We start from the raw sequence: 21,323 nt of genomic DNA on the forward strand, positions 1-21,323 counted from the left end.
GATGGATTCGGCCACCCAGATGGTCATCGATGGCCAGCAGGCCTTCGCCATGGTCGGGGCGATCCTGTGGACCATGCTGCGCATCGGGGCGATGCTGCTGGTGATGCCCGTGGTCGGCAGCCGCGCGGTGCCGGTGCGGATCCGGGTGATGCTGGCCGCCACCCTGGGCATGGCCCTGGCCCCGATCCTGCCGCCGGTCCCGAACTGGGACGGCTTCAATGCCGCGGTGGTGCTGAGCGTGGCCCGCGAACTGGCGGTCGGCGCCAGCATGGGCTTCCTGCTGCGCCTGATCTTCGAGGCCGGCGCGGTGGCCGGCGAACTGGTCTCGCAGAGTACCGGCCTGAGCTTCGCGCAGATGGCCGACCCGCTGCGCGGGGTCACTTCAGGCGTGATCGGGCAGTGGTTCTACCTGGCCTTCGGCCTGCTGTTCTTCACTGCCAACGGTCATCTGGCCGTGGTCCAGTTGCTGGTGGACAGCTACAAGGCGTTGCCGATCGGCACCGCCTTGCCCGATGTGCAGGCCATGGCCTCGGTCGCCCCGGATTTCGTCATGACCATGTTCCGCGGCGCGGTCACCCTGGCCCTGCCGGTAATGGTGGCCATGCTGGCGGTCAACCTGGCCTTCGGCGCCCTGTCCAAGGCTGCCCCGGCGCTCAACCCGATCCAGCTTGGCCTGCCGGTGGCGGTGATCCTGGGCCTGGCCCTGCTGGCGGTCCTGGTGGGCGAGATGGGCCCGCCGGTGCAGCGCATGTTCGACGCGGCCTTCGACGCGGCACGCCAGATCACCGCCTGACGCGTCGTTCTGGCCCGCGCCGGGCGCATGTGGAACGGCGCTTGCAGATGAGGGGCATCCTCCCCCCTCCCAGGCTGCCCCGCTGCCATGGCCGAAAACGAAGACGCCGGCGAACGCACAGAACAGCCAACCGAAAAACGGCTCCGCGAAGCCCGTGAACAGGGCAACATCCCGCGCTCGCGAGAGCTGGCCACCGCCGCGGTGTTCAGCGCCGGCATCTTCGCCATGATGAGCATGTCCCACACCCTGGCGGCCAAGGCCGTGCTGTGGATGAAGGACGCGCTCAGCCCGGACATCGCCGGCATTCGCCAGGATCCCAACGGACTGTTCGCCTACGCCGGGCACCTGCTGCTGGGCCTGGCCTGGATCACCGTGCCGCTGGTGATCGTCTGCCTGATCGCCGGCTTCGTTGGGCCGGTGCTGATGGGCGGCCTGCGCTTTTCCAGCAAGTCGCTGGTCCCGGACCTGAACCGGCTGAACCCGCTCAACGGCATCAAGCGCCTGTACGGCCCGGAGAGCCTGGCCGAGCTGACCAAGTCGTTGCTGCGCGTGGCCTTCGTCGGCGGCGCGGCCGGCCTGTGCATCTACGGGGGCCTGGACGAACTGCAGGGCCTGTTGCGCCTGCCGCTGGAGCAGGCCATGACCCACGGGCTGGGGTTCACCGTGCGCCTGCTGGCTTTCACCGCCGGCGCTCTGGCCCTGCTGGCGGCCATCGACGCGCCCTACCAGAAGTGGAACTACACGCGGAAGCTAAAGATGACCCGCGAGGAAGTCCGCCGCGAAATGAAGGAGTCCGAGGGCAGCCCCGAGGTCAAGGGCAAGATCCGGCAGATGCAGATGCAGATGTCGCAGCGCCGGATGATGGAGGCGGTGCCCAGTGCCGACGTGGTGGTGGTCAACCCGACCCACTACGCGGTAGCCCTCAAGTACGAGGGCGGCAAGATGCGCGCGCCCACCGTGGTGGCCAAGGGCGTGGACGAGGTGGCCTTCAACATCCGCGAACTGGGCGAGCAGCACCGGGTGGCCATCGTCACGGCGCCGCCTTTGGCACGCGCCTTGTATAGAGAAGGGGAACTCGGCAAGGAAATCCCCGTGAGACTGTACGCGGCCGTCGCCCAGATCCTCTCTTACGTCTATCAGCTGCGCGCCTGGCGCGCTGGCCCGATGCCGCCCCTGCCACCGATCGACGTTGACGAATTCGCTCCGGGGAGCCGCCGTCCATGAGCAAGCCCGTCACCCAGATGAACCCGCGTAAGGTCATGGACATGATCAAGCACGGGCTCGGCGCCCCGCTGATCGTGCTGGCCATGCTGGCCATGGTGGTCGTGCCGCTGGCCGCCCCGGTCCTGGATGCGCTGTTCACCTTCAACATCGCCATCTCGCTGATGGTGCTGCTGGCGGTGGTGTACGTGCAGCGTCCGCTGGAGTTCAGCATCTTCCCGATCGTGCTGCTGATGACCACGATGCTGCGCCTGGCGCTCAACGTAGCCTCCACCCGCGTGATCCTGCTCAACGGCCAGGGTGGCCACGGCGCGGCCGGCAAGGTGATCGAGGCCTTCGGCGAATTCGTGATCGGCGGCAACTACGCGGTCGGCATCGTGGTGTTCGCCATCCTGACGATCATCAACTTCGTGGTGATCACCAAGGGCGCCGGGCGCGTGTCGGAAGTGACCGCGCGCTTCATCCTGGACGCCATGCCCGGCAAGCAGATGGCGATCGACGCCGACCTCAACGCCGGCCTGCTGACCCGTGAGGAAGCCAAGGCCCGGCGCGAGGAAGTGCGCGAGGAAGCCGACTTCTACGGCTCGATGGACGGCGCCAGCAAGTTCATCCGAGGCGATGCCATCGCCGGCATCCTGATCCTGTTCATCAACCTGCTTGGCGGCCTGGCCGTCGGCGTGCTCCAGCACGGCATGCCCTTCACCGAGGCGGCGGCCACCTACACCCTGCTGTCCATCGGTGACGGCCTGGTCGCCCAGCTGCCGGCGCTGCTGGTGTCCTCGGCGGTGGCCATGCTGGTCACCCGCGCCTCGCGCTCGCAGGACATGGGCGGGGCGATGGTCGGCCAGGTGTTCGGCCAGCACAAGGCGCTGGCCGTGGCCGCGGCCATCCTGGGCCTGGTCGGCCTGATCCCGGGCATGCCCAATGTCGCTTTCTTGACGCTGGCCCTGATCCTGGGCCTGATCGGCTGGAAGATGTGGAAGCGCAGTCTGGCCCTTGAGCAGGCCAAGTCCGCCCCCGACAAGCCCGAGGTCACCGCCGCGGCCCAGGCCAGCGCCGAGCTGAGCTGGGACGAGCTGCGCCCGATCGATCCGTTGAGCCTGGAGGTCGGTTACCGGCTGATCCCGCTGGTGGACAAGGCCCAGGGCGGCGAACTGATGGCCCGGATCAAGGGCGTGCGCCGCAAGCTGACCCAGGACATCGGGTTCCTGATCCCGCCGGTGCACATCCGCGACAACCTGGAACTGCAGGCCAGCGCCTACCGCCTGCTGGTCCATGGCGTGCCGGTGGCCACCGCCGACATCCACCCTGATCGTGAGCTGGCCCTGGACCCGGGTGGCGCCCTGGCCAAGATCGACGGCATCCCCGGCAAGGACCCGGCCTTCGGCCTGGACGCGATCTGGATCCAGCCGCACCAGCGCGCCTACGCCGAGACCATGGGCTACACCGTGGTCGACCCGGCCACCGTCATCGCCACCCACCTGTCCCACCTGGTCCGCGAGCACGCCCCCGAGCTGCTCGGCCACGAGGAAGTCCAGCAATTGCTGGCCACCCTGGCCAAGAGCGCGCCCAAGCTGGTCGAGGACCTCACCCCCAAGGCGCTGCCGCTGTCGGTGGTGGTGCGCGTGCTGCAGAACCTGTTGATCGAGAAGATCCCGGTGCGCCAGCTGCGCAAGATCGTCGAGGCCCTGGTCGAGCATGCCCCGCAGAGTCAGGAACCCGGCGCGCTGACCGCCGCGGTGCGCAACTCCCTGGGCCGCTTCATCGTCCAGGAAATCGCCGGCATGTCGCCGGAACTACCGGTCTTCACCCTGGCCCCGCAATTGGAACGCGTCTTGCAGGATTCCACCCAAGGCAACGGCGCTGCGCTGGAGCCCGGATTGGCAGAGCGCTTGCATCAGAGCCTGGCCGACTGCGTGACCAAGCAGGAAGCCCGCAACGAGCCGGCGGTGGTGCTGGTCCCGGGCCAGGTCCGGGCCGCCCTGGCCCGGCTGGTCCGGCACAGCGTCCCGGCGCTCTCGGTCCTGTCCTACAGCGAAGTACCAGAAGACAAACGTTTGAAATTGGTGGGGACGATCAGCTGATTGACGATCTCCCCGTGCAACTGAAAACCGGCGCCGCCACCCGGCCCGGCACGTGGAGACGACAAGACGATGACATCGGCGACGCCCTCAGCCCCCAGATCGACGCACCCTGATCACGCACCGCGCTCCACCCCGCTCCACTTCCCTTCCACCCATTCCGGTTTCCGCTCATGAAGATCAAGCGCTTCGTAGCTCCCGACATGCGCAACGCCTTGCGCATGGTCCGCGAAGAACATGGCCCTGACGCGGTGATCCTCTCCAATCGCCGCACCGAGGAAGGCATCGAGATCGTGGCCGCCAGCAACTACGACGAGGCCCTGGTCCAGCGTGCCCTGGACGCGGTGCGGCCGGAGCCGGCCAGCGCCCCGATGCCCGCCCCGACTGCGCCGGTGCCGCCGCAGGTGAGCTACTCGGCAGCCAACCCGGCCCCGCGCGTGCCCGCCGAGGCGGCCCCCAACTCGGCCATGGCCATGATGGCGGCCATCACCGAGCGTCGCCTGGGCGGCCAGCCCCGCGAGCAGGCCGCGCCGGCCCCCGCACCGACGGCCACCGTGGCTTCCCGCCCGGCCCGCCCCGCCGCGCCGGCCCCGGCCCCGGCTCCGCGTGTTGCCCAAGCCGAAGTCGAGGCGCCGGCCGTCCCGGTGCGCGCGCCCGCCGCGCCGCGCCCGTTCGCCGAATACATGCAGCCGGTCCAGCCCCAGGAGCTGGCCGCCGCCGCGCCGGCCCCGGCCGTGGCCGCCTTCCCGCGCGATCCGGTCACCGCCCCGCCGGTGGCACCCGCCGTCCCGGCCCCCGCGCCGATCCAGGCAGCGCCCGCGGTCCAGGCCGAGCCGGCGATCATGGCCGCTGCGCCGGTCGCCACTGCCGCCCCGGCACCGGTGGCCGCCGCTCCTGTAGCCGCCCTTCCGGCCGCGCCGGTGTTCCCCAAGCCGCAGGATGACGCCCAACTCAGCCAACTCCGCGACGAGCTGGCCCTGATGCGCCAGATGATCGAGCGTGAGATGAACCGCCTCACCGACGAGCGCCTGCGCGGGTCGCCCGTGCGCGCCCAGGCCCTGGAGCTGATGGACGATTACGGCTTCGATGCCGGCCTGATCCGGGATGTGGTCATGCAGATCCCGGCCGACCTGGAGCTGCACCGCGGCCGCGGCATGATGCTGGGCCTGTTGTCCCAGCGCCTGCCCATCGCCCACGGCGACCCGCTGGAAGAAGGCGGCGTGATCGCCCTGGTCGGCCCGACCGGCGCCGGCAAGACCACCACCATCGCCAAGCTGGCCTCGCGCTTCCTGCAGACCCATGCCGCCCGCGACATCGCCCTGGTCACCACCGACACCATCCGCGTCGGCGGCCGCGAACAACTGCACAGCTACGGCCGCCAGCTGGGCATCGCGGTGCACGAGGCCGACAGCGACGCCTCCCTGCAGCAGCTGCTGGTGCGCCTGGCCGACTACAAGCTGGTGCTGATCGACACCGCCGGCCTGGGCCAGCGCGACCGCGCCCTGGCCGCCCAGCTGAACTGGCTGCGCGCCTCGCGCACGGTCCGCTCGCTGCTGGTGCTGCCGGCCAATGCCCACTTTTCGGACCTGGACGAGGTGGTGCGCCGCTTCGCCGGGGCCGCCCCGCAGGGCGTGATCCTGACCAAGCTCGACGAGACCGGACGCTTTGGCAGCGCCCTGTCGGTGGTCGTGGATCACCGCCTCCCCATCACCTGGGTGACCGATGGACAGCACGTGCCGGACGACCTGCACCGCGCCAATGCCCCCAGCCTGGTTTTGCGCCTTGAAGATTTGCGGCGCGATGCCGATAAGCCCTGTATCCCGGAGCAGACCCATGCAGTCGCGTGACTACGCCAAGCTGACCAACGCCTTCCCCCTGTCGGCGACCCGACCCGAGCCGCTGGGCCCGGTGCGGACCATCGCCGTGACCGGTGGCAAGGGTGGTGTCGGCAAGACCAACCTGTCGGTCAACCTGTCCATGGCCCTTGCGGACATGGGCAAGCGGACCCTGTTGCTCGACGCCGACCTGGGTCTGGCCAACGTCGACGTGTTGCTGGGCCTGACGCCCCGCTACACGCTGGCCGACTTGGTCGCCGGCCGCTGCACCCTGGAAGAGTCGATCATCGACATGCCCAATGGGCTGATGGTGGTTCCGGCCGCCTCCGGCCGCCGGCACATGGCCGAGCTGGCCCCGGGCCAGCACGTCGGGCTGATCAACGTCTTCTCCGAGCTGGAGCGCGACCTGGATGTCATGGTGATCGACACCGCCGCGGGCATCACCGACAGCGTGCTGACCTTCTGTCAGGCCGCCCAGGATGCGGTGGTGGTGGTCTGTGACGAGCCGGCCTCGATCACCGACGCCTACGCCCTGATCAAGGTCCTCTCGCGCGAGCGCGGCGTGGACCGGGTGCAGATCGTGGCCAACATGGTCCGCGACCCCAACGAAGGCCGCCTGCTGTACGACAAGCTCGGCCGGGTCTGCGAGAAGTTCCTGGGCGACGTGTCACTCAACTATCTGGGCTGCGTGCCCCAGGACGACTGGCTGCGCCTGTCGGTGCAGCGCCAGCAGCCGGTGGTCAAGGCTTATCCGGCCAGCCCGTCGGCCCAGGCCATTGCCGAAATCGCCCGCCGCACCGCCCGCTGGCAGGCCCCGACCGCCCCGCGCGGCAACGTGGAGTTCTTCGTCGAGCGGATGATCCGCCCGGGGGTGGCCGCATGAGCGCCCTGGCCCAGTACCGCGCCGTCCAGCGCAACAACGACAACGACTACATCACCCAGCACGCCGACCTGGTGCGCCGCATCGCCCACCACCTGGCCGCGCGCCTGCCGGCCAGCGTGGAAATCGACGACCTGATCCAGGCCGGGATGATCGGCCTGCTGGAGGCCTCGCGCAGCTACGACGCCGACCAGGGCGCCTCGTTCGAGACCTACGCCTCGATCCGCATCCGCGGTTCGATGATCGACGAGATCCGCCGCGGCGACTGGGTGCCGCGCTCGGTGCATCGCCGCGCCCGCGACGCGGCCGCCGCGATCCGCAAGATCGAGCAGGCCACCGGCCGCGCCGCCGCCCCCAACGAGGTGGCCGCGGCGATGGACATGCCGCTGCCGGACTACATGCGCCTGATGGAAGACGCCTCACGCGGGCACGTGCTCAGCCTGGAGTCGCGCATCGAGGACCAGGGTGAGCTGGATACCGTCGCCAAGGGCGGCCCCAATCCGCAGCAGATGCTCGAACGGCAGGAATTCGGCCGCGAGCTGGGCAAGGCCATCGCGCAGCTGCCCGAACGCGAACAGCTGGTGCTCTCGCTCTATTACGAGCAGGAGTTGAACCTGAAGGAAATCGGTGCCGTACTGGGGGTGAGCGAATCGCGCGTCTGCCAGATCCACGGCCAGGCCACCGTGCGCCTGCGCGGTCGCCTCAAGGCATTCGAAATGGCCGATTCCGGCCTCGAAGACGAAGATTAAAGAACCTAGGAGTCAGCGGTGAACAAGAACATGCGGATTTTGATCGTGGACGATTTCTCGACGATGCGACGTATCGTCAAGAATCTGCTCGGCGATCTGGGCTTCACCAACACCGCCGAAGCCGAAGACGGCAACAGCGCCCTGGCGGCGCTGCGGGCATCGCCGTTCGATTTCGTGGTCACCGACTGGAACATGCCCGGCATGACCGGCATCGACCTGCTGCGCAACATCCGCGCCGATGACAAGTTCAAGCACCTGCCGGTGCTGATGGTCACCGCCGAGGCCAAGCGCGAGCAGATCATCGAGGCGGCCCAGGCCGGAGTCAGCGGCTACATCATCAAGCCGTTCACCGCCCAGACCCTGGAAGAAAAGCTGGGCAAGATCTTCGAACGCCTGGGAGCGGCCGCCTGATGAACGCCACGACCGAGCGCGGCGCGCTCATCGAGAGCCTGCAGCGGGCCCTGGACGCGCTGGAAAGCGGCGACGAGGGCGCCTGGCGGGTGGAGATCGACACCCTGGCCGCCTGGCGCACCAAGCCGATGATGCAGGGGCTGAGCCGGCTGGCACGCGACCTGGGCCAGGCCCTGGGCGACCTGCCCACCGTGCCGAGCGAAGCCGGCGAGCTGGACGATGCCTGCTCGCGCCTGGACCACGTGGTGGCCATGACCGAACAGGCCAGCCACCGCACCCTGGACCTGGCCGAGGAATGCCGCACCCTGGCCGACCAGCTGCGCGCCGGCGGCCTGAACGCCGACCAGGGCGAAATCCTGGACCGCATCCGCCACAACCTCACCGAGATGGCCCTGGCCCAGAGCTTCCAGGACCTGACCGGACAGATCATCCGCCGCGTGGCCGGCATCGTGCGCCGTGTGCATGAAGGCTTCGGCGCGCTGGGCCTGCCTCCCAAGGAGGGATCGCCGGTGGCCAATGGCCTGGCGGGCCCTGCCCTGGCCGGCCTGGACAAGCACGGCGTGTCCCAGCACGACGCCGATGACCTGCTCTCCAACCTCGGGTTGTAAGCCATGAGCGCCGTTCCCGACGACATCGCTGCCGACTTCATCATCGAGGCCCAGGAAATCCTGGAGCGCTTGGGCGAGCAGCTCGTCGCGCTGGAACAGGCGCCCGGTGATTCGGAGCAGCTCAACGCCGTGTTCCGCGGCTTCCACACGCTCAAGGGCGGCGCCGGGTTCCTGGCGATCCACCCGATGGTCGAGCTGTGCCACGCCGCCGAGGAAACCCTGGGCATGGCGCGCGCCGGCCAGACCACGCTGCAGGCGCGCCACTTCGACGCCGCCCAGCAGTCGCTGGACTACCTGAAGGACATGCTGGACGCCTTTTCCGGCGGACAGCCGCTCACGCCGGCCCCGCCGGCGCTGATCGCGCAGTTCGCGGCCGGCGACGTCCCGGCCACCACGCCCAGCAAACCCACGCCCGTGGCGGCGCCGGCGCCTGCCGCGCCCAAGGCCCAGGCCGCGGCGGCCAAACCGGCCGAAGCCGAGCACACCGTCCGCGTGGACACCAAGCGCCTGGATGCCATCGTCAACTTGATCGGCGAACTGGTCCTGGCGCGCAATCGCCTCAAGACCCTGCGCATCCGGCTCAAGGACGAAGAACTGGATCGCGCCGTCAGCGGCCTGGACGTGGCCACCGCGCGTCTGCAGACCGCGGTGATGCGCACCCGCATGCAGCCGGTCGGCAAGGTGTTCTCGCGCTTCCCCAAGGTGGCGCGCGATGTCGCCCGCACCCTGGAGAAGGAAGTCGAACTGGAACTGGTCGGCGCCGACACCGAGCTGGATCGCAACCTGGTCGAGGCCCTGGCCGATCCACTGGTCCATCTGGTGCGCAACTCCATCGACCATGGCGTCGAGGCGCCCGCCCTGCGCGAGGCCTCGGGCAAGCCGCGCAGCGGCCACGTGCGCCTGTCGGCCCAGCAGGAAGGCGACTACGTCAGCATCGAGGTGCAGGACGACGGCGCCGGCATCGACCCTGAGCGCCTGCGCGCCAAGGCCCGCGAAAAGGGCCTGATCGACCCGGAAGCCGCCGCGCGCCTGAGCACCGAGGAATGCCTGCACCTGATCTTCCTGCCGGGCTTCTCGACCAAGACCGAGATCACCGACATTTCCGGACGCGGCGTTGGCATGGACGTGGTCCAGTCCCGCATCCGCGAGCTCAGCGGCCAGATCACCATCCAGTCCGAACTGGGCCGCGGCAGCCGCTTCCTGATCCGCGTGCCGCTGACCCTGGCGATCCTGCCCACCCTGCTGGTCCAGGCTGGCGCGGACGTCTATGCCCTGCCGCTGGCCCGCGTGGTCGAGGTGCTGCACGCGCCGCAGTCCTCGCTGGGCTGGTTCGACGGCCGCGCGGTGCTTGACCGCCGCTCGCACACCCTGCCGCTGGTGGACCTGCGCCAGTGGCTGGGCCTGGATGCCCCAAGCTGCCCGCTGCTGACCGTGGTGGTACTGCAGGCTGGCGAATCCCGCGTCGGCCTGGTCGTCGACCAGGTCCGCGGCCGCGAGGAAGTGGTCATCAAGCCGCTGCCGCGTTCCCTGCGAGGCCTGCCCGGCTACGCCGGTGCCACCCTCATCGGCGACGGCCGCCTGGCCCTGATCCTGGACGTGGACGGCCTGCGGGGCTGATCCAAGGCGTGCATGACCCTGCCAGCGGCGCATGCCGCAGGCGGGCGCGCGTCATTTTTCCGGCATCGCCACGTCCACACCGGCCGCGCGCCGTATCAAGTCAGCGCGCATGGTGCCGATACCGTCTGCATGGATAAGCTCAGTCTCACCGGCCTGCTGCTGGCGATCGCGTCGCTGGTGGGGGGAAGCATTCTCAAGGGTGCGGGAATCGCCGCGCTCTGGTCGCCGGCGGCCTTTGTCATCGTGATCGTCGGGACCGTGGCGGCCATCCTGGTGCATACCCCGCCGGCGGTGTTCCGGCGGGCCTTCAAGATCGCCCGCTGGGTGATCCAGCCGCCGGCCAACAACCGCGACGCACTGCTCGGCCAGATCGTGGAGTGGAGCAACACCGCGCGCCGCAGCGGCCTGCTGGGCCTGGAAGACCAGGTCGGCGGCCAGGCCGATCCGTTCGTGCGCAAGGGCCTGCAGATGCTGGTGGACGGGGTCGAGCCCGAGGCCATCCGGCACATGCTGGAGATCGACCTGGAGGGACAGGAGCATTGCGATCTGGCCGCCGCCAAGGTCTTCGAGGGCATGGGCATCTATGCGCCCACGCTGGGCATCATCGGCGCGGTGCTGGGCCTGATCGCGGTCATGAAGAACCTGGCCGACCCCAGCATGCTCGGCCACGGCATCGCCGCCGCCTTCACCGCGACGATCTACGGCATCGCCTCGGCCAACCTGCTGTTCCTGCCGATGGCCAACAAGCTCAAGAGCGTGATCCAGCACAGCAGCGGCGAGCGGGAAATGCTCATCGAGGGGCTGATCGCCATCGCCCAGGGCGAGAACCCGCGCAACATCGAGGCCAAATTGGCCGGGTTCTTGCATTAGGTCCTGCATATGGCCCGCAAGCGCTCCCATGAAGAACACGCCAACCACGAGGCATGGGCCATCCCCTATGCCGACCTGATGACGTTGCTGCTGGCCTTCTTCGTGGTCATGTATGCCCTGTCCACGGTCAACGAGGCCAAGTACCGGGTCATGGCCGATGCCATGCGCACCGCGTTCGGCGGCCAGCCGCACACCATGGCCCCGGTGCAGGTGGGCGACCAGGCGCTACAGGGATCCGGCGGCGAGCGCCCCACGCCGATCAAGTCCAGCCCGCCACTCTCCGTGCCTGATCCCAATCGCCTGTCCAGCAGCCGTACCACGCCGGTGTCCCTGCGCGACAGCAGCCAGATGGATCGCGCCCAGCGCCAGCTCGATGCGGTGGCCAGCCAGCTCAGCCACGCCCTGTCGCCACTGATCAATAAGAAGCTCATCACCGTGCGCCGCTCGGAGCTGTGGATCGAAGTGGAGATCAACAGCGACATCCTGTTCGGCGCCGGCTCGGCCACGCTGGGCCACGACGCGCGCCAGACCCTTGACGCATTGGCCGCGGTCCTCAGCGACGCGCCCAACGGCGTGCGCGTGGAGGGCTATACCGACAACACCCCCATCGCCACGGCTCAGTTCCCCTCCAACTGGGAATTGTCGGCCGCCCGCGCGGCCACGGTGGTGCACCTATTCGCCGACCAGGGCGTGGACCCGGCGCGCCTGTCGATGATCGGCTATGGCCAGTTCCGCCCGCGCGCGGACAACGCCACCCCCGCCGGCCGCAACGCCAACCGCCGCGTGTTGCTGGTGATCCTGGCCGATGGCGGTGCCTCGGTGCAGGATCCGGCGCCCCAGCCGGTCCTGGCGACCGGCGCGCCGGCCACCCCTACCCCCGTCGACGCCGCACCCGCATCCCGGGCGCCGGCCGTCGTCCCTGCTGCAATTGAAGGAGTGAACTGATGCGCATCTGGGCCATTGCCAACCAGAAGGGCGGCGTCGGCAAGACCACGACCACCCTCGCGCTCGGGCGCGGTTTGGCCCTTCAGGGCCAGCGCGTGCTGCTGATCGACCTGGATCCGCACGCCTCACTGACGCGGGCCTTCGACATTCCGCTCGACCCACCGCCGGCCGGCGTGGTGGAACTGTTCGGCACCCCGCCGGCGGACCTGGCCACGCTCGCGCATCACAGCGAGATCGAGCACCTGGACTACGTATGCGGGCAGACTGCCCTGGCCACGCTGGAGCGCCGCAGCGCCAACCAGCCTGGCCTGGGCCTGGCCCTGCAGCAGGCGCTGACCCGTCACGCCGGCCAGCACGACTACGTGCTGCTGGACTGCCCCCCCACCCTGGGGCTGCTGATGATCAATGCGCTGGCCGCCGCCGACCGGGTGATCATCCCCACCCAGGCCGAGCCCCTGGCCCTGCACGGCCTGACCAGCATGGTGCGCACCGTGGACATGGTGGAGCGCTCGCGCCGCCGGCCCCTGCCCCAGTCGATCCTGCCGACATTGTTCGACCGCCGCACCCGTGCCGGCCACGACACCCTGCGCCAGATGCAGGACACCTACGGCGAGCGGGTCTGGACCGAGGCCGTCCCGGTCGATACCCGTATCTGCAACGTCAGGTCCCTGACCGTGCCGGTGGTCTCCAACGCCCAGCCCAGCCGTGGCCAGGCCGCCTACGAACGCGCCCTTGCCTGGCTGCTGGCCAGCAGCGCGGTGGCCATGGAGGAAGCGGCATGAGCACGCCAGGCGTCATCGACGACTATCTGGAAGGCCTGCTGCACGACCTGGCCGCGCCGCAGACGCCGGCGCCTGTCGCGGCGGTCCCCTCACCCGCACCCGCACCGGTCGATCCGTTGCCCAAAGACGTGGCCGCCTCGGTCCTGGCCGAGGCCGAGGCCGAAGCCGATCCGGCCCTGGCCGCGATCATGGCCACGCCCGCCACAACGATGCCGACCGGCCCCTCGTCCGAGGACATCGCCGCCTCGGTCCTGGCCGAGGCCGAAACCGATCCGGCGCTGGCCGCGATCATGGCCGCGCCCGCCGCACGGGTGCCGACCGGTCCTTCGCCCGAAGACATCGCCGCCTCCATCCTGGCCGAGGCCGAATCCGATCCGGCCCTGGCCGCGATGATGGCCGCGCCCGCCGCGCGGGCGCCGACCGGTCCTTCGCCCGAAGACATCGCCGCCTCGATCCTGGCCGAAGCCGAATCCGATCCAGCCCTGGCCGCGATCATGGCCGCGCCCGCCGCGCGGGCACCGGCCGGCCCCTCGGCGGACGACATCGCCGCCTCGATCCTGGCCGAAGCCGAGTCCGATCCGGCGCTGGCCGCGATCATGGCTGCGCCCGCCGCATCGGCGCCGGCCGGCCCCTCGGCGGACGACATTGCCGCCTCGATCCTGGCCGAAGCCGAATCCGATCCGGCGCTGGCCGCGATCATGGCCGCACCGGCCGCCCGTGCGACGCCTCCCCAGCCCCAGGCGGCGCATGCCAACGTGCCGTCCAACCTGCAATCCTTCCTGCCGCCCTCCCAGCCGCTGGAAAGCGCCAACACCCAGCACCGCCGCGCCCGCGACCGCAGCTCGCGCTGGCTGCGCCTGCGCTGCGGCAGCCAGGCCTATGCGCTGGAACTGCTGAAGGTGCAGGAGGTCGTCCTGCCCGCGCCGCTGCTGGCCCTACGCGGCACGGGTCCCTCGGTGCTGGGCATCATGAACCTGCGCGGCCAGGTGGTCCCGGTCATCGACCTGGGGCTGCACCTGGGCGCCAGCCCGATCGAAAGCGACGCGCAGACGCGCATCGTGGTGCTGGAGGAAAACGGCGAGACCCTGGGCCTGCGTGTGTCGGCCGTGGAAGATGTCACCAGCCTCACCGAGAACCAGATCGAGCCGCCGGACAACGCGCGCATCTGCCGAATTTCCAACCACCTGTTCCGCGGCGTCGCGCGCCTGGCTCAGCGCCCCATGATCCTGCTCGACGCCGAACGCCTGCTGCACTGAGCGCCTCCCGGCGCGCCCGCGCGACCCGCGCCGACCCCACGGCGGCGTCACTGCGCGCCACCGAGCAAGCCGCGTGCGTGCCAATAAGCAACCCCGACGCCTGCGCCCCCCCATTCAGCGAGCGTCGATCTTTGAACCGGCCCGGCCGGCGGACGAATCCGACGCTAAAGGTTCTTCCAATCCGGCCGCTACAGCGTGAGAACCATTTCGTGCGGAGCAACGATGAGCACAGTCCAACTCGGTGAGGATCTCGGCATCGAGACCAGTGCCGACCTCAAACAGATGCTGGCACCGCTCCTGTCCCAGGATGCGGCGGTGAACCTGGGCGCCGGCGATGTCCGTCGCATCCACACCGCTTCGGTCCAGGTGCTGTGCGCCTTCTTCGATGCCCGCCGCAAGGAAGGCCGGCCCACGGCTTTCGAAACCTGTAACGACACGCTCCGCGACGCGGCGCGACTGCTGGGGGTCAGCGACACGCTCGGCCTGCCGGCCACCCCCGACAAACTGGAATCTGTGGAGAACGCGGCATGAGCGCACGCATCTTGGTAGTGGACGATTCGGCGTCGATGCGCCAGATGGTCAGCTTTGCACTGACCTCGGCCGGCTTTGCCGTCGAAGAGGCCGAAGACGGCGCGGTGGCGCTGGGCCGGGCCAAGGGCTCGCGCTTCAACGCGGTGGTCACCGACGTCAACATGCCCAACATGGACGGCATCTCGCTGATCCGTGAGCTGCGCCAGCTGGCCGACTACAAGTTCACGCCGATGCTGATGCTCACCACCGAATCGGCGGCCGACAAGAAGTCCGAAGGCAAGGCCGCTGGCGCCACCGGCTGGCTGGTCAAGCCGTTCAACCCCGAACAGCTGGTCGCCACCGTCCAGAAAGTCCTGGGCTGACACCTCCCTTCTTCCGAACCGGATCTCGCGCCATGAGCATGGACCTTCAGCGTTTCCACGCCACCTTCTTCGAGGAAAGCCGCGAAGGCCTGGACGCAATGGAAGCCGGCCTGCTGTCGCTTGAACAGGGCAACCGCGATGCGGAGGTCATCAACTCGATCTTCCGCGCGGCGCACTCGATCAAGGGCGGCGCGGCCACCTTCGGCTTCGAGTCGATGGCCGGCCTGACCCACGTGCTGGAGACGCTGCTCGACGAGCTGCGTGCCGGCAAGCGCGAGGTCGAAGGCAACGCCATCGATGCGATCCTGGCCTCGGTCGACGTCCTGCGTGCCCTGCTGCGTGAAGCCGAGCACGGCACCCCGGCCGATCCCCAGGTCGTCCAGGCCGTGCGTGATCGCCTGCAGCAGGCGCTGGATGGCACCCCGGCCGCCGCCGCTGGGCCGGCCAAGGCGCAAGCCGCGCCGCCACCGGCCGAGCCGGAAGCCTGGAAGATCGCCTTCACGCCGGCGCCGGGCATGTTCATGAGCGGCAACGACCCGCTGCGCATCATCCGTGAGCTGGAAAACCTCGGCCCGCTGGAAGTGGCCTGCCGCAGCGAGCGCCTGCCGGCCTTCAAGGACCTGGATCCGCTGGAGGCCTACCTGGCCTGGGATCTGGGCCTGATCGGCAAGATTCCCCGCAGCGCGATCGCCGACACCTTCGCCTGGGTCGAGGACGACTGCGAGCTGGAGATCCGCGACGTGCCGCCGCCGAGCCTGGCCGTCGAGCCGCCGCCGGTGCTGACCGCCGCGCCCACCGCCAGCACCGCTGCACCGGCCGCGACCGTGGCCGCCAATGCGCCGGCAGGCAACGCCGCCGCGCAGGAAGCCGAAAGCTCCATCCGCGTCAGCGTCGACAAGGTCGATGCCCTGATCAACCTGGTCGGCGAACTGGTCATCACCCAGGCCATGCTCAAGCAGGTCTCCGGCGCCATCGACCCGGCCCATGCCGAACAGCTGTTCGCCGGCCTGGACCTGCTGGAGCGCAACACGCGCGACCTGCAGGAAGCGGTGATCGGCGTGCGCATGCTGCCCGTGGACGCGGTATTCCGCCGCTTCCCGCGCCTGGTACGCGACCTGTCCAGCCGCCTGGGCAAGCAGGTGCGCCTGCGCACCATCGGCGAGAGCACCGAGCTGGACAAGGGCCTGATCGAGAAGATCGCCGATCCGCTGGTGCACCTGGTCCGCAACTCCATCGACCATGGCCTGGAATTGCCCGATGCACGCCGCAGCGCGGGCAAGGACGAGACCGGCACCATCACCCTGGCCGCCTCGCACCAAGGCGGGCACATCGTCATCGAAGTCAGCGACGACGGCCGTGGCCTGAACCGCGAGAAGATCCTGTCCAAGGCGGCCGAGCGCGGCATCGTGGTGCCGGACAACCCCACCGACAGCCAGGTCTGGGACCTGATCTTCGCCCCGGGCTTCTCCACCGCCGACGCGGTCACCGACCTGTCCGGACGTGGCGTGGGCATGGACGTGGTCCGCCGCAACATCCAGGCGCTGGGCGGCGAGGTGCAGCTGGAAAGCAGCACCGGCCACGGCACCCGGGTGTTGATCCGCCTGCCGCTGACCCTGGCGATCCTGGACGGCATGACGGTCTCGGTCGCTGGCGAAACGGTGATCCTGCCGCTGGCCTATGTGCTCGAAGCCCTGCAGCCGTTGCCCGAGGACATCCGCACCATGGGCGGCGAAGGCCGTGTGCTGCGGGTCCGCGGCGAGTACCTGCCGATCATGTCCCTGAGCGATGCCTACGGCTACGGACGCACCGTCCAGGCCGACCCGCTGGTGGTGGTGGTCGAGGCCGACGGCCAGAAGATCGCGCTGGAAGTGGACGAACTGGTCGGCCAGCAACAGGTGGTGGTCAAGAACATCGAGAACAACTACCGCCGCATCGCCGGCATCTCCGGTGCCACCATCCTGGGTGACGGTCGCGTCGCCCTGATCGTGGACATCGGTGGCCTGGTGCGCTCGCTCAAGGTCCAGCAGGCCGCCTGACCCAGCCAACGCTGCAGTCACTGAAAAGCCCCGCCTCGCGCGGGGCTTTTTTTCGGTTCTTCGCTGATTAGCGTGGAGCTTTTCCTGCCTATCGGTACCCTCGACGACTGACTTTCAGGGCTCGAGGGTGGGTCATGTTGGACCGGAAGACGATAGAGAGGCTGGGCGGCTGGGAAGGCTACCGGGTGGAGCGGATCGTCTGGCCGGAAGGCGAGAGCCGAACCGTCACCATCTACCTCAAGCCATCGGGACGCACGATGTACTGCGAGCAGTGCGGCAGCCGGTGCCGCCAGGTCCATGAGACGACCGTTCGCCGGGTTCGGGACCTGCCACTGATGGCGCTTCAGGTGAGGCTGGTGGTGCCGCGCCGGCGGGTCTGGTGCGAGCAGTGTGGCGGGCCGCGGCTGGAGAAGCTGGCCTGGCTGGGGCGTTACCAGCGGGTCACCGACCGGTTGGCCGAGGCGGTCAGCCAATTGCTTGTATCCAGCAACATCATCGCTGTGGCGCGCTTCTTCCAGCTGGGCTGGCACACGGTCAAGTCGCTGGACAAGGCTAGGCTGCGCCAGATGATCCAGGAGCCGGACTGGAGCCAGATCCACTATCTAGCGATGGACGAGTTCGCCCTGCACAAAGGCCACCGCTATGCCACGGTGGTGGTCGATCCGATCCGTCGCCAGGTCCTGTGGGTCGGCAACGGCCGATCGCGCGAGACTGCCAGGGCCTTCTTCGAGCAGCTTCCCGAGGGGGTTGCCAGGCAGATCCGGGCGGTGGCCATCGACATGACCACCGCCTACGAGCTGGAGATCCAGGCCAACTGTCCCAACGCGGAGATCGTCTATGACCTGTTCCATGTCGTGGCCAAGTACGGACGCGAGGTAATCGATCGGGTGCGGGTAGACCAGGCCAACCAGCTGCGGAGCGACAAGCCGGCCCGCCGGGTAATCAAGTCCAGCCGCTGGCTGCTGTTGCGCAACCGGGAGAACCTGGACCGACGCCAGACGGTGCAGTTGGACGAGTTGCTGGAAGCCAACCAGCCGCTACTCACCGCTTATCTGATGCGAGACGAGCTCAAGCGCCTGTGGTTCTACCGCCATCCCGGCTATGCCAGAAAGGCCTGGGATCACTGGCTGGAGCAGGCCCTGGGCAGCGGCATCGCCTCGCTATCCCTCTTTGCACAACGGCTCAGGGCCTACCTGAACGGGATCCTGTCCCGATGCCGGCACCCGCTCAATACCAGCATCGTCGAAGGCATCAACAACACCATCAAGGTCATCAAGCGCAGGGCCTACGGCTACCGCGACCAGGAGTACTTCTTCCTCAAGATCCGCTCAGCCTTCCCCGGTATTTAGCGAAGAACCTTTTTTTCGTGTCCGGATCGACCAAAGTCGAATGAGCACGGGCACCAAATTCGCTCAAGCGCGCCGGCCCCAGGCCGTTACTTATGGCACGGGACACGACGTGAAAACGCCACTGCACACGTGCGCTGCGCGTCATCCCGTCACGCCAACATCGAGCGCAGACGAGGTGCCCATGAACTGGTTCCGCAACCTACCCATCGCGAAGAAGCTCGCGCTCGCCTTCGTCGTGACCACGGTGATGACCCTGGCGCTGGGCGGCTTTTCGCTGCTGCGTCTACATACTGCCAACGTCCAGCTTGGCGCGATCAGCCACCAGTTGATGCCCTCGGTCGGACACCTGTCCGAGATGCGCGCGCTGCTGGGCGAATACCGCACCTACGAGATCTCCCAGCTCGCGCAGGATGGCGATGCGGCCAAGATCCGCGAGTACGACCAATTGCTGGAGCAAACCCAGCGCAAGATCCTGGAGGAAGAGGCCGGCTACCGCACCCTGTCCGCCGACGCCTCGGCCGCCGAGTCAGCCGTGTTCGCCAAGGTCGAGAACGCACGCGGAGCCTACTTCGCCGCGCATGAGCGGATCGCCGCGGCGGTGGCCAAGGGCGATTTCGCCAGTGCGCGCGAGATTTCCGCCGACCAGTCGCGTCCGGCCCGTCGTGAACTGTTCGCCGCGCTCAAGGCGCTGTCCGAGCTCAACATGCGTGAGCTGGGCGAGGAAGTGCTGGCCTCCGAGACCGATCACACCGCCACCGTGACCGCCCTCGCCTGCGCGATGGCGCTGATCGCGACGCTGGCGGCGGTGTTGGGCTGGGCCCTCAGCCGGACCGTTGCACGGCCCTTGGGCCAGGCCGCGCGCGTTGCGCACGCCATCGCGCAGGGCAACCTGGACAACGCCATCGTCAGCACGTCCCGTGACGAGCCAGGCCTCCTGTTGGAGAGCATGCAGCGCATGCAGCACCAGCTCAAGGCGGTCACTGCCGCCCAGCGTGAGATGTCCGAGCAGCACGCGGCCGGCGCCATCAGCCACCGCATGGACGCGGCCAGCTTCCCGGGCGAGTTCGGCCGCATGGTGGCCGACACCAACCAGCTGGTCGCCGAACACATCGCGGTCAAGATGCAGGTCATCGAGCTGGCCCAGCGCTACGCCATCGGCGATCTGAGCCAGGACATGCCGCGCCTGCCCGGCGAAAAGGCGGTCATCACCCGCACGATGGACGAGGTCAAGCGCAGCTTGAGCGACCTCAGCCAGGAGATCTCCCGCCTGAGCGCCGCAGCGGCCCAGGGCGACTTCAGCCAGCGCGGCGATGCCCAGCGCTTCCAGTACGACTTCCGCGCGATGGTCGACAACCTCAACGCGCTGATGACCACCGCCGACGTCAACCTGGCGGCCATCTCCGGCGTGCTGCGCGGCGTGGCCGACGGCAGGCTGGACGTGCGCATGGACGGCCAGTTCCATGGCGTGTTCGATGCCATGCGCAACGATGTCGAGGCCACGGTCAATCAGCTGTCCGCCGTGTTGACCGCGCTGCGCGAGATGTCCAGCCAGCATGCCGCCGGCACCATCAGCTACCGCATGGACGCCGAGCGCTTCCCCGGCGAGTACGGCCGCATGGTCGCCGACACCAACCAGCTGGTGGCCGACCACATCTCGGTCAAGATGCAGATCATCAAGCTGGCCCAGCGCTATGCGATCGGCGACCTGAGCCAGGACATGGCGCGCCTGCCCGGCGAGAAGGCGGTCATCACCCAGACCATGGACGAGGTCAAGCACAACCTGACGGCGATCAACCAGGAGATCGCGCGCCTGTCCGGGGCCGCGGCCGGCGGCGACTTCAGCACCCGGGGCGACGCCGAGCGCTTCCAGTTCGAATTCCGCGCCATGGTCGAAAGCCTCAACCAGCTCATGGCCACCGCCGACGGCAACCTGGCCTCGCTCTCGCACCTGCTGCGCGCGGTGGCCCAGGGCGACCTGAGCGTGCGCATGGAAGGCCAGTTCCAGGGCGTTTTCGCCACCATGCGCGACGATGCCAACACCACGGTCGAGCGCCTGACCGAGATTGTCAGCCGCATCCAGCAGGCCGCCGGCGACATCAATACCGCCGCCACCGAGATCGCCGCGGGCAATGCCGACCTGTCCACACGCACCGAGCAGCAGGCCGCCAACCTGGAGGAAACCGCCGCCTCGATGGAGGAACTGACCTCCACGGTCAAGCAGAACGCGGACAACGCGCGCCAGGCCAACCAACTGGCGGTGGGCGCGGCCGATGTCGCCTCGCGCGGTGGAGAAGTGGTTGGCAAGGTGGTCAGCACCATGTCCGGCATCGAGCGGCAGTCCCGCAAGATCGCCGACATCATCACGGTGATCGACGGCATCGCCTTCCAGACCAACATCCTGGCGCTCAACGCCGCAGTGGAAGCCGCGCGTGCCGGCGAACAGGGCCGTGGCTTTGCGGTGGTCGCCTCCGAGGTGCGTACCCTGGCCCAGCGTTCGGCCAACGCGGCTAAGGAGATCAAGCTGCTCATCGACGCCTCGGTTTCCGAGGTCGCCGTTGGCTCGGAGCTGGTCAACAAGGCCGGCCAGACCATGGGCGAGATCGTGGCTTCGGTGCAGCGAGTGACCGACATCATGGCCGAGATCTCCGCGGCCTCGCAGGAGCAGTCCTCGGGCATCGAGCAGATCAACCTGGCCGTGACCCAGATGGACGAAACCACCCAGCAGAACGCGGCGCTGGTGGAAGAAGCCACGGCCGCGGCGCGGGCGATGGAGCATCAGGCCACCCAGTTGGGGACCGCCGTGTCGATCTTCCGCATCGAGCAACGTGCCAGCGGCACCAAGCCCGAGACGGCCAAGTCGGCTCCCCCGGTGCCCTCCCTGCCGGTGACCGCGCTGCGACCGGCCCGCGCGGCCGCTTCCACGCAGGCGCGCTCCCAGCAGGCACAGGTGGCGACGGCCGACACCCACTGGCAGGAGTTCTGAGCTGGCGCGGCGCC

General features: G+C 68.8%; 18 protein-coding genes. All 18 read left to right on the forward strand.

Translation table 11 applies throughout. The features are described from left to right. Position 1: 1 nt before the first annotated feature. The 18 genes from fliR to ACORQU_RS18285 all read left to right on the forward strand — a co-directional run bounded on the left by fliR (position 2) and on the right by ACORQU_RS18285 (position 21,309). Positions 2 to 793 carry a flagellar biosynthetic protein FliR gene (fliR, locus tag ACORQU_RS18200; protein ID WP_491642448.1) on the forward strand — a complete coding sequence of 264 codons (792 nt, stop codon included), beginning with the start codon at positions 2 to 4 and terminating at the stop codon, positions 791 to 793. A gap of 87 nt (positions 794 to 880) precedes the next feature. Next, positions 881 to 2,017 (forward strand): flagellar biosynthesis protein FlhB, encoded by a 1,137-nt coding sequence (flhB, locus tag ACORQU_RS18205; RefSeq protein WP_271645723.1) that lies wholly within the window; start codon positions 881 to 883, stop codon positions 2,015 to 2,017. 17 nt (positions 2,018 to 2,034) lie between these two features. Next, complete coding sequence (flhA, locus tag ACORQU_RS18210) at positions 2,035 to 4,098, forward strand: flagellar biosynthesis protein FlhA (protein ID WP_491645172.1); 2,064 nt, start codon at positions 2,035 to 2,037, stop codon at positions 4,096 to 4,098. Between the two features lie 170 nt (positions 4,099 to 4,268). Beyond that, a complete protein-coding gene (gene flhF / locus ACORQU_RS18215; protein ID WP_491642449.1) occupies positions 4,269 to 5,942 on the forward strand; it encodes a flagellar biosynthesis GTPase FlhF in 1,674 nt (557 codons plus the stop codon). Beyond that, positions 5,929 to 6,813, forward strand: a complete 885-nt coding sequence (locus ACORQU_RS18220; protein ID WP_491642450.1) for a MinD/ParA family ATP-binding protein — start codon at positions 5,929 to 5,931, stop codon at positions 6,811 to 6,813. Before flhF ends, ACORQU_RS18220 begins: the two co-directional genes overlap by 14 nt. Beyond that, positions 6,810 to 7,559, forward strand: a complete 750-nt coding sequence (locus ACORQU_RS18225; protein ID WP_271645720.1) for an RNA polymerase sigma factor FliA — start codon at positions 6,810 to 6,812, stop codon at positions 7,557 to 7,559. The genes ACORQU_RS18220 and ACORQU_RS18225 overlap by 4 nt, the downstream gene beginning before the upstream one ends. A gap of 18 nt (positions 7,560 to 7,577) precedes the next feature. Next, a complete protein-coding gene (gene cheY / locus ACORQU_RS18230) occupies positions 7,578 to 7,970 on the forward strand; it encodes a chemotaxis response regulator CheY (protein WP_271645719.1) in 393 nt (130 codons plus the stop codon). Next, positions 7,970 to 8,578, forward strand: a complete 609-nt coding sequence (locus ACORQU_RS18235) for a protein phosphatase CheZ (protein ID WP_271645718.1) — start codon at positions 7,970 to 7,972, stop codon at positions 8,576 to 8,578. Before cheY ends, ACORQU_RS18235 begins: the two co-directional genes overlap by 1 nt. A gap of 3 nt (positions 8,579 to 8,581) precedes the next feature. Beyond that, entirely contained in the window at positions 8,582 to 10,195 is a 1,614-nt protein-coding gene (locus tag ACORQU_RS18240) for a chemotaxis protein CheA (protein WP_491642451.1), read from the forward strand. 129 nt (positions 10,196 to 10,324) lie between these two features. Beyond that, positions 10,325 to 11,065, forward strand: a complete 741-nt coding sequence (locus ACORQU_RS18245) for a flagellar motor protein (RefSeq protein ID WP_271645713.1) — start codon at positions 10,325 to 10,327, stop codon at positions 11,063 to 11,065. Between the two features lie 9 nt (positions 11,066 to 11,074). Next, entirely contained in the window at positions 11,075 to 12,010 is a 936-nt protein-coding gene (gene motD, locus ACORQU_RS18250; protein ID WP_491642452.1) for a flagellar motor protein MotD, read from the forward strand. Further along, positions 12,010 to 12,792 carry a ParA family protein gene (locus ACORQU_RS18255; RefSeq protein ID WP_491642453.1) on the forward strand — a complete coding sequence of 261 codons (783 nt, stop codon included), beginning with the start codon at positions 12,010 to 12,012 and terminating at the stop codon, positions 12,790 to 12,792. Before motD ends, ACORQU_RS18255 begins: the two co-directional genes overlap by 1 nt. Continuing rightward, entirely contained in the window at positions 12,789 to 14,048 is a 1,260-nt protein-coding gene (locus tag ACORQU_RS18260) for a chemotaxis protein CheW (protein WP_491642454.1), read from the forward strand. Before ACORQU_RS18255 ends, ACORQU_RS18260 begins: the two co-directional genes overlap by 4 nt. 222 nt (positions 14,049 to 14,270) lie before the next feature. Beyond that, positions 14,271 to 14,579 carry an STAS domain-containing protein gene (locus tag ACORQU_RS18265; protein ID WP_271645709.1) on the forward strand — a complete coding sequence of 103 codons (309 nt, stop codon included), beginning with the start codon at positions 14,271 to 14,273 and terminating at the stop codon, positions 14,577 to 14,579. Further along, positions 14,576 to 14,941, forward strand: a complete 366-nt coding sequence (locus ACORQU_RS18270; protein WP_271645708.1) for a response regulator — start codon at positions 14,576 to 14,578, stop codon at positions 14,939 to 14,941. Before ACORQU_RS18265 ends, ACORQU_RS18270 begins: the two co-directional genes overlap by 4 nt. A 32-nt stretch (positions 14,942 to 14,973) precedes the next feature. After that, on the forward strand, positions 14,974 to 16,977 hold the full coding sequence (locus ACORQU_RS18275) for a chemotaxis protein CheA (RefSeq protein WP_271645707.1): 2,004 nt from the start codon (positions 14,974 to 14,976) through the stop codon (positions 16,975 to 16,977). 134 nt (positions 16,978 to 17,111) lie between these two features. Next, positions 17,112 to 18,326, forward strand: a complete 1,215-nt coding sequence (locus ACORQU_RS18280; protein WP_491641965.1) for an ISL3 family transposase — start codon at positions 17,112 to 17,114, stop codon at positions 18,324 to 18,326. A 181-nt stretch (positions 18,327 to 18,507) separates the two neighbouring features. Then, positions 18,508 to 21,309, forward strand: a complete 2,802-nt coding sequence (locus tag ACORQU_RS18285) for a methyl-accepting chemotaxis protein (RefSeq protein WP_491642455.1) — start codon at positions 18,508 to 18,510, stop codon at positions 21,307 to 21,309. The last annotated feature ends 14 nt before the right edge of the window (positions 21,310 to 21,323 follow it).

The sequence above is a fragment of the Pseudoxanthomonas sp. JC1303 genome, assembly GCF_058448525.1.

Bases quoted from the DNA above. Each gene is read 5' to 3' on its own strand.
- ACORQU_RS18285 (WP_491642455.1), top strand. From the start codon at position 18,508: ATGAACTGGTTCCGCAACCTACCCATCGCGAAGAAGCTCGCGCTCGCC.
- ACORQU_RS18225 (WP_271645720.1), top strand. From the start codon at position 6,810: ATGAGCGCCCTGGCCCAGTACCGCGCCGTCCAGCGCAACAACGACAAC.
- ACORQU_RS18240 (WP_491642451.1), top strand. From the start codon at position 8,582: ATGAGCGCCGTTCCCGACGACATCGCTGCCGACTTCATCATCGAGGCC.
- ACORQU_RS18220 (WP_491642450.1), top strand. From the start codon at position 5,929: ATGCAGTCGCGTGACTACGCCAAGCTGACCAACGCCTTCCCCCTGTCG.
- flhA (WP_491645172.1), top strand. From the start codon at position 2,035: ATGAACCCGCGTAAGGTCATGGACATGATCAAGCACGGGCTCGGCGCC.
- flhB (WP_271645723.1), top strand. From the start codon at position 881: ATGGCCGAAAACGAAGACGCCGGCGAACGCACAGAACAGCCAACCGAA.
- ACORQU_RS18265 (WP_271645709.1), top strand. From the start codon at position 14,271: ATGAGCACAGTCCAACTCGGTGAGGATCTCGGCATCGAGACCAGTGCC.
- flhF (WP_491642449.1), top strand. From the start codon at position 4,269: ATGAAGATCAAGCGCTTCGTAGCTCCCGACATGCGCAACGCCTTGCGC.
- motD (WP_491642452.1), top strand. From the start codon at position 11,075: ATGGCCCGCAAGCGCTCCCATGAAGAACACGCCAACCACGAGGCATGG.
- ACORQU_RS18260 (WP_491642454.1), top strand. From the start codon at position 12,789: ATGAGCACGCCAGGCGTCATCGACGACTATCTGGAAGGCCTGCTGCAC.
- ACORQU_RS18245 (WP_271645713.1), top strand. From the start codon at position 10,325: ATGGATAAGCTCAGTCTCACCGGCCTGCTGCTGGCGATCGCGTCGCTG.
- ACORQU_RS18275 (WP_271645707.1), top strand. From the start codon at position 14,974: ATGAGCATGGACCTTCAGCGTTTCCACGCCACCTTCTTCGAGGAAAGC.
- ACORQU_RS18255 (WP_491642453.1), top strand. From the start codon at position 12,010: ATGCGCATCTGGGCCATTGCCAACCAGAAGGGCGGCGTCGGCAAGACC.
- fliR (WP_491642448.1), top strand. From the start codon at position 2: ATGGATTCGGCCACCCAGATGGTCATCGATGGCCAGCAGGCCTTCGCC.
- ACORQU_RS18235 (WP_271645718.1), top strand. From the start codon at position 7,970: ATGAACGCCACGACCGAGCGCGGCGCGCTCATCGAGAGCCTGCAGCGG.
- ACORQU_RS18280 (WP_491641965.1), top strand. From the start codon at position 17,112: ATGTTGGACCGGAAGACGATAGAGAGGCTGGGCGGCTGGGAAGGCTAC.
- ACORQU_RS18270 (WP_271645708.1), top strand. From the start codon at position 14,576: ATGAGCGCACGCATCTTGGTAGTGGACGATTCGGCGTCGATGCGCCAG.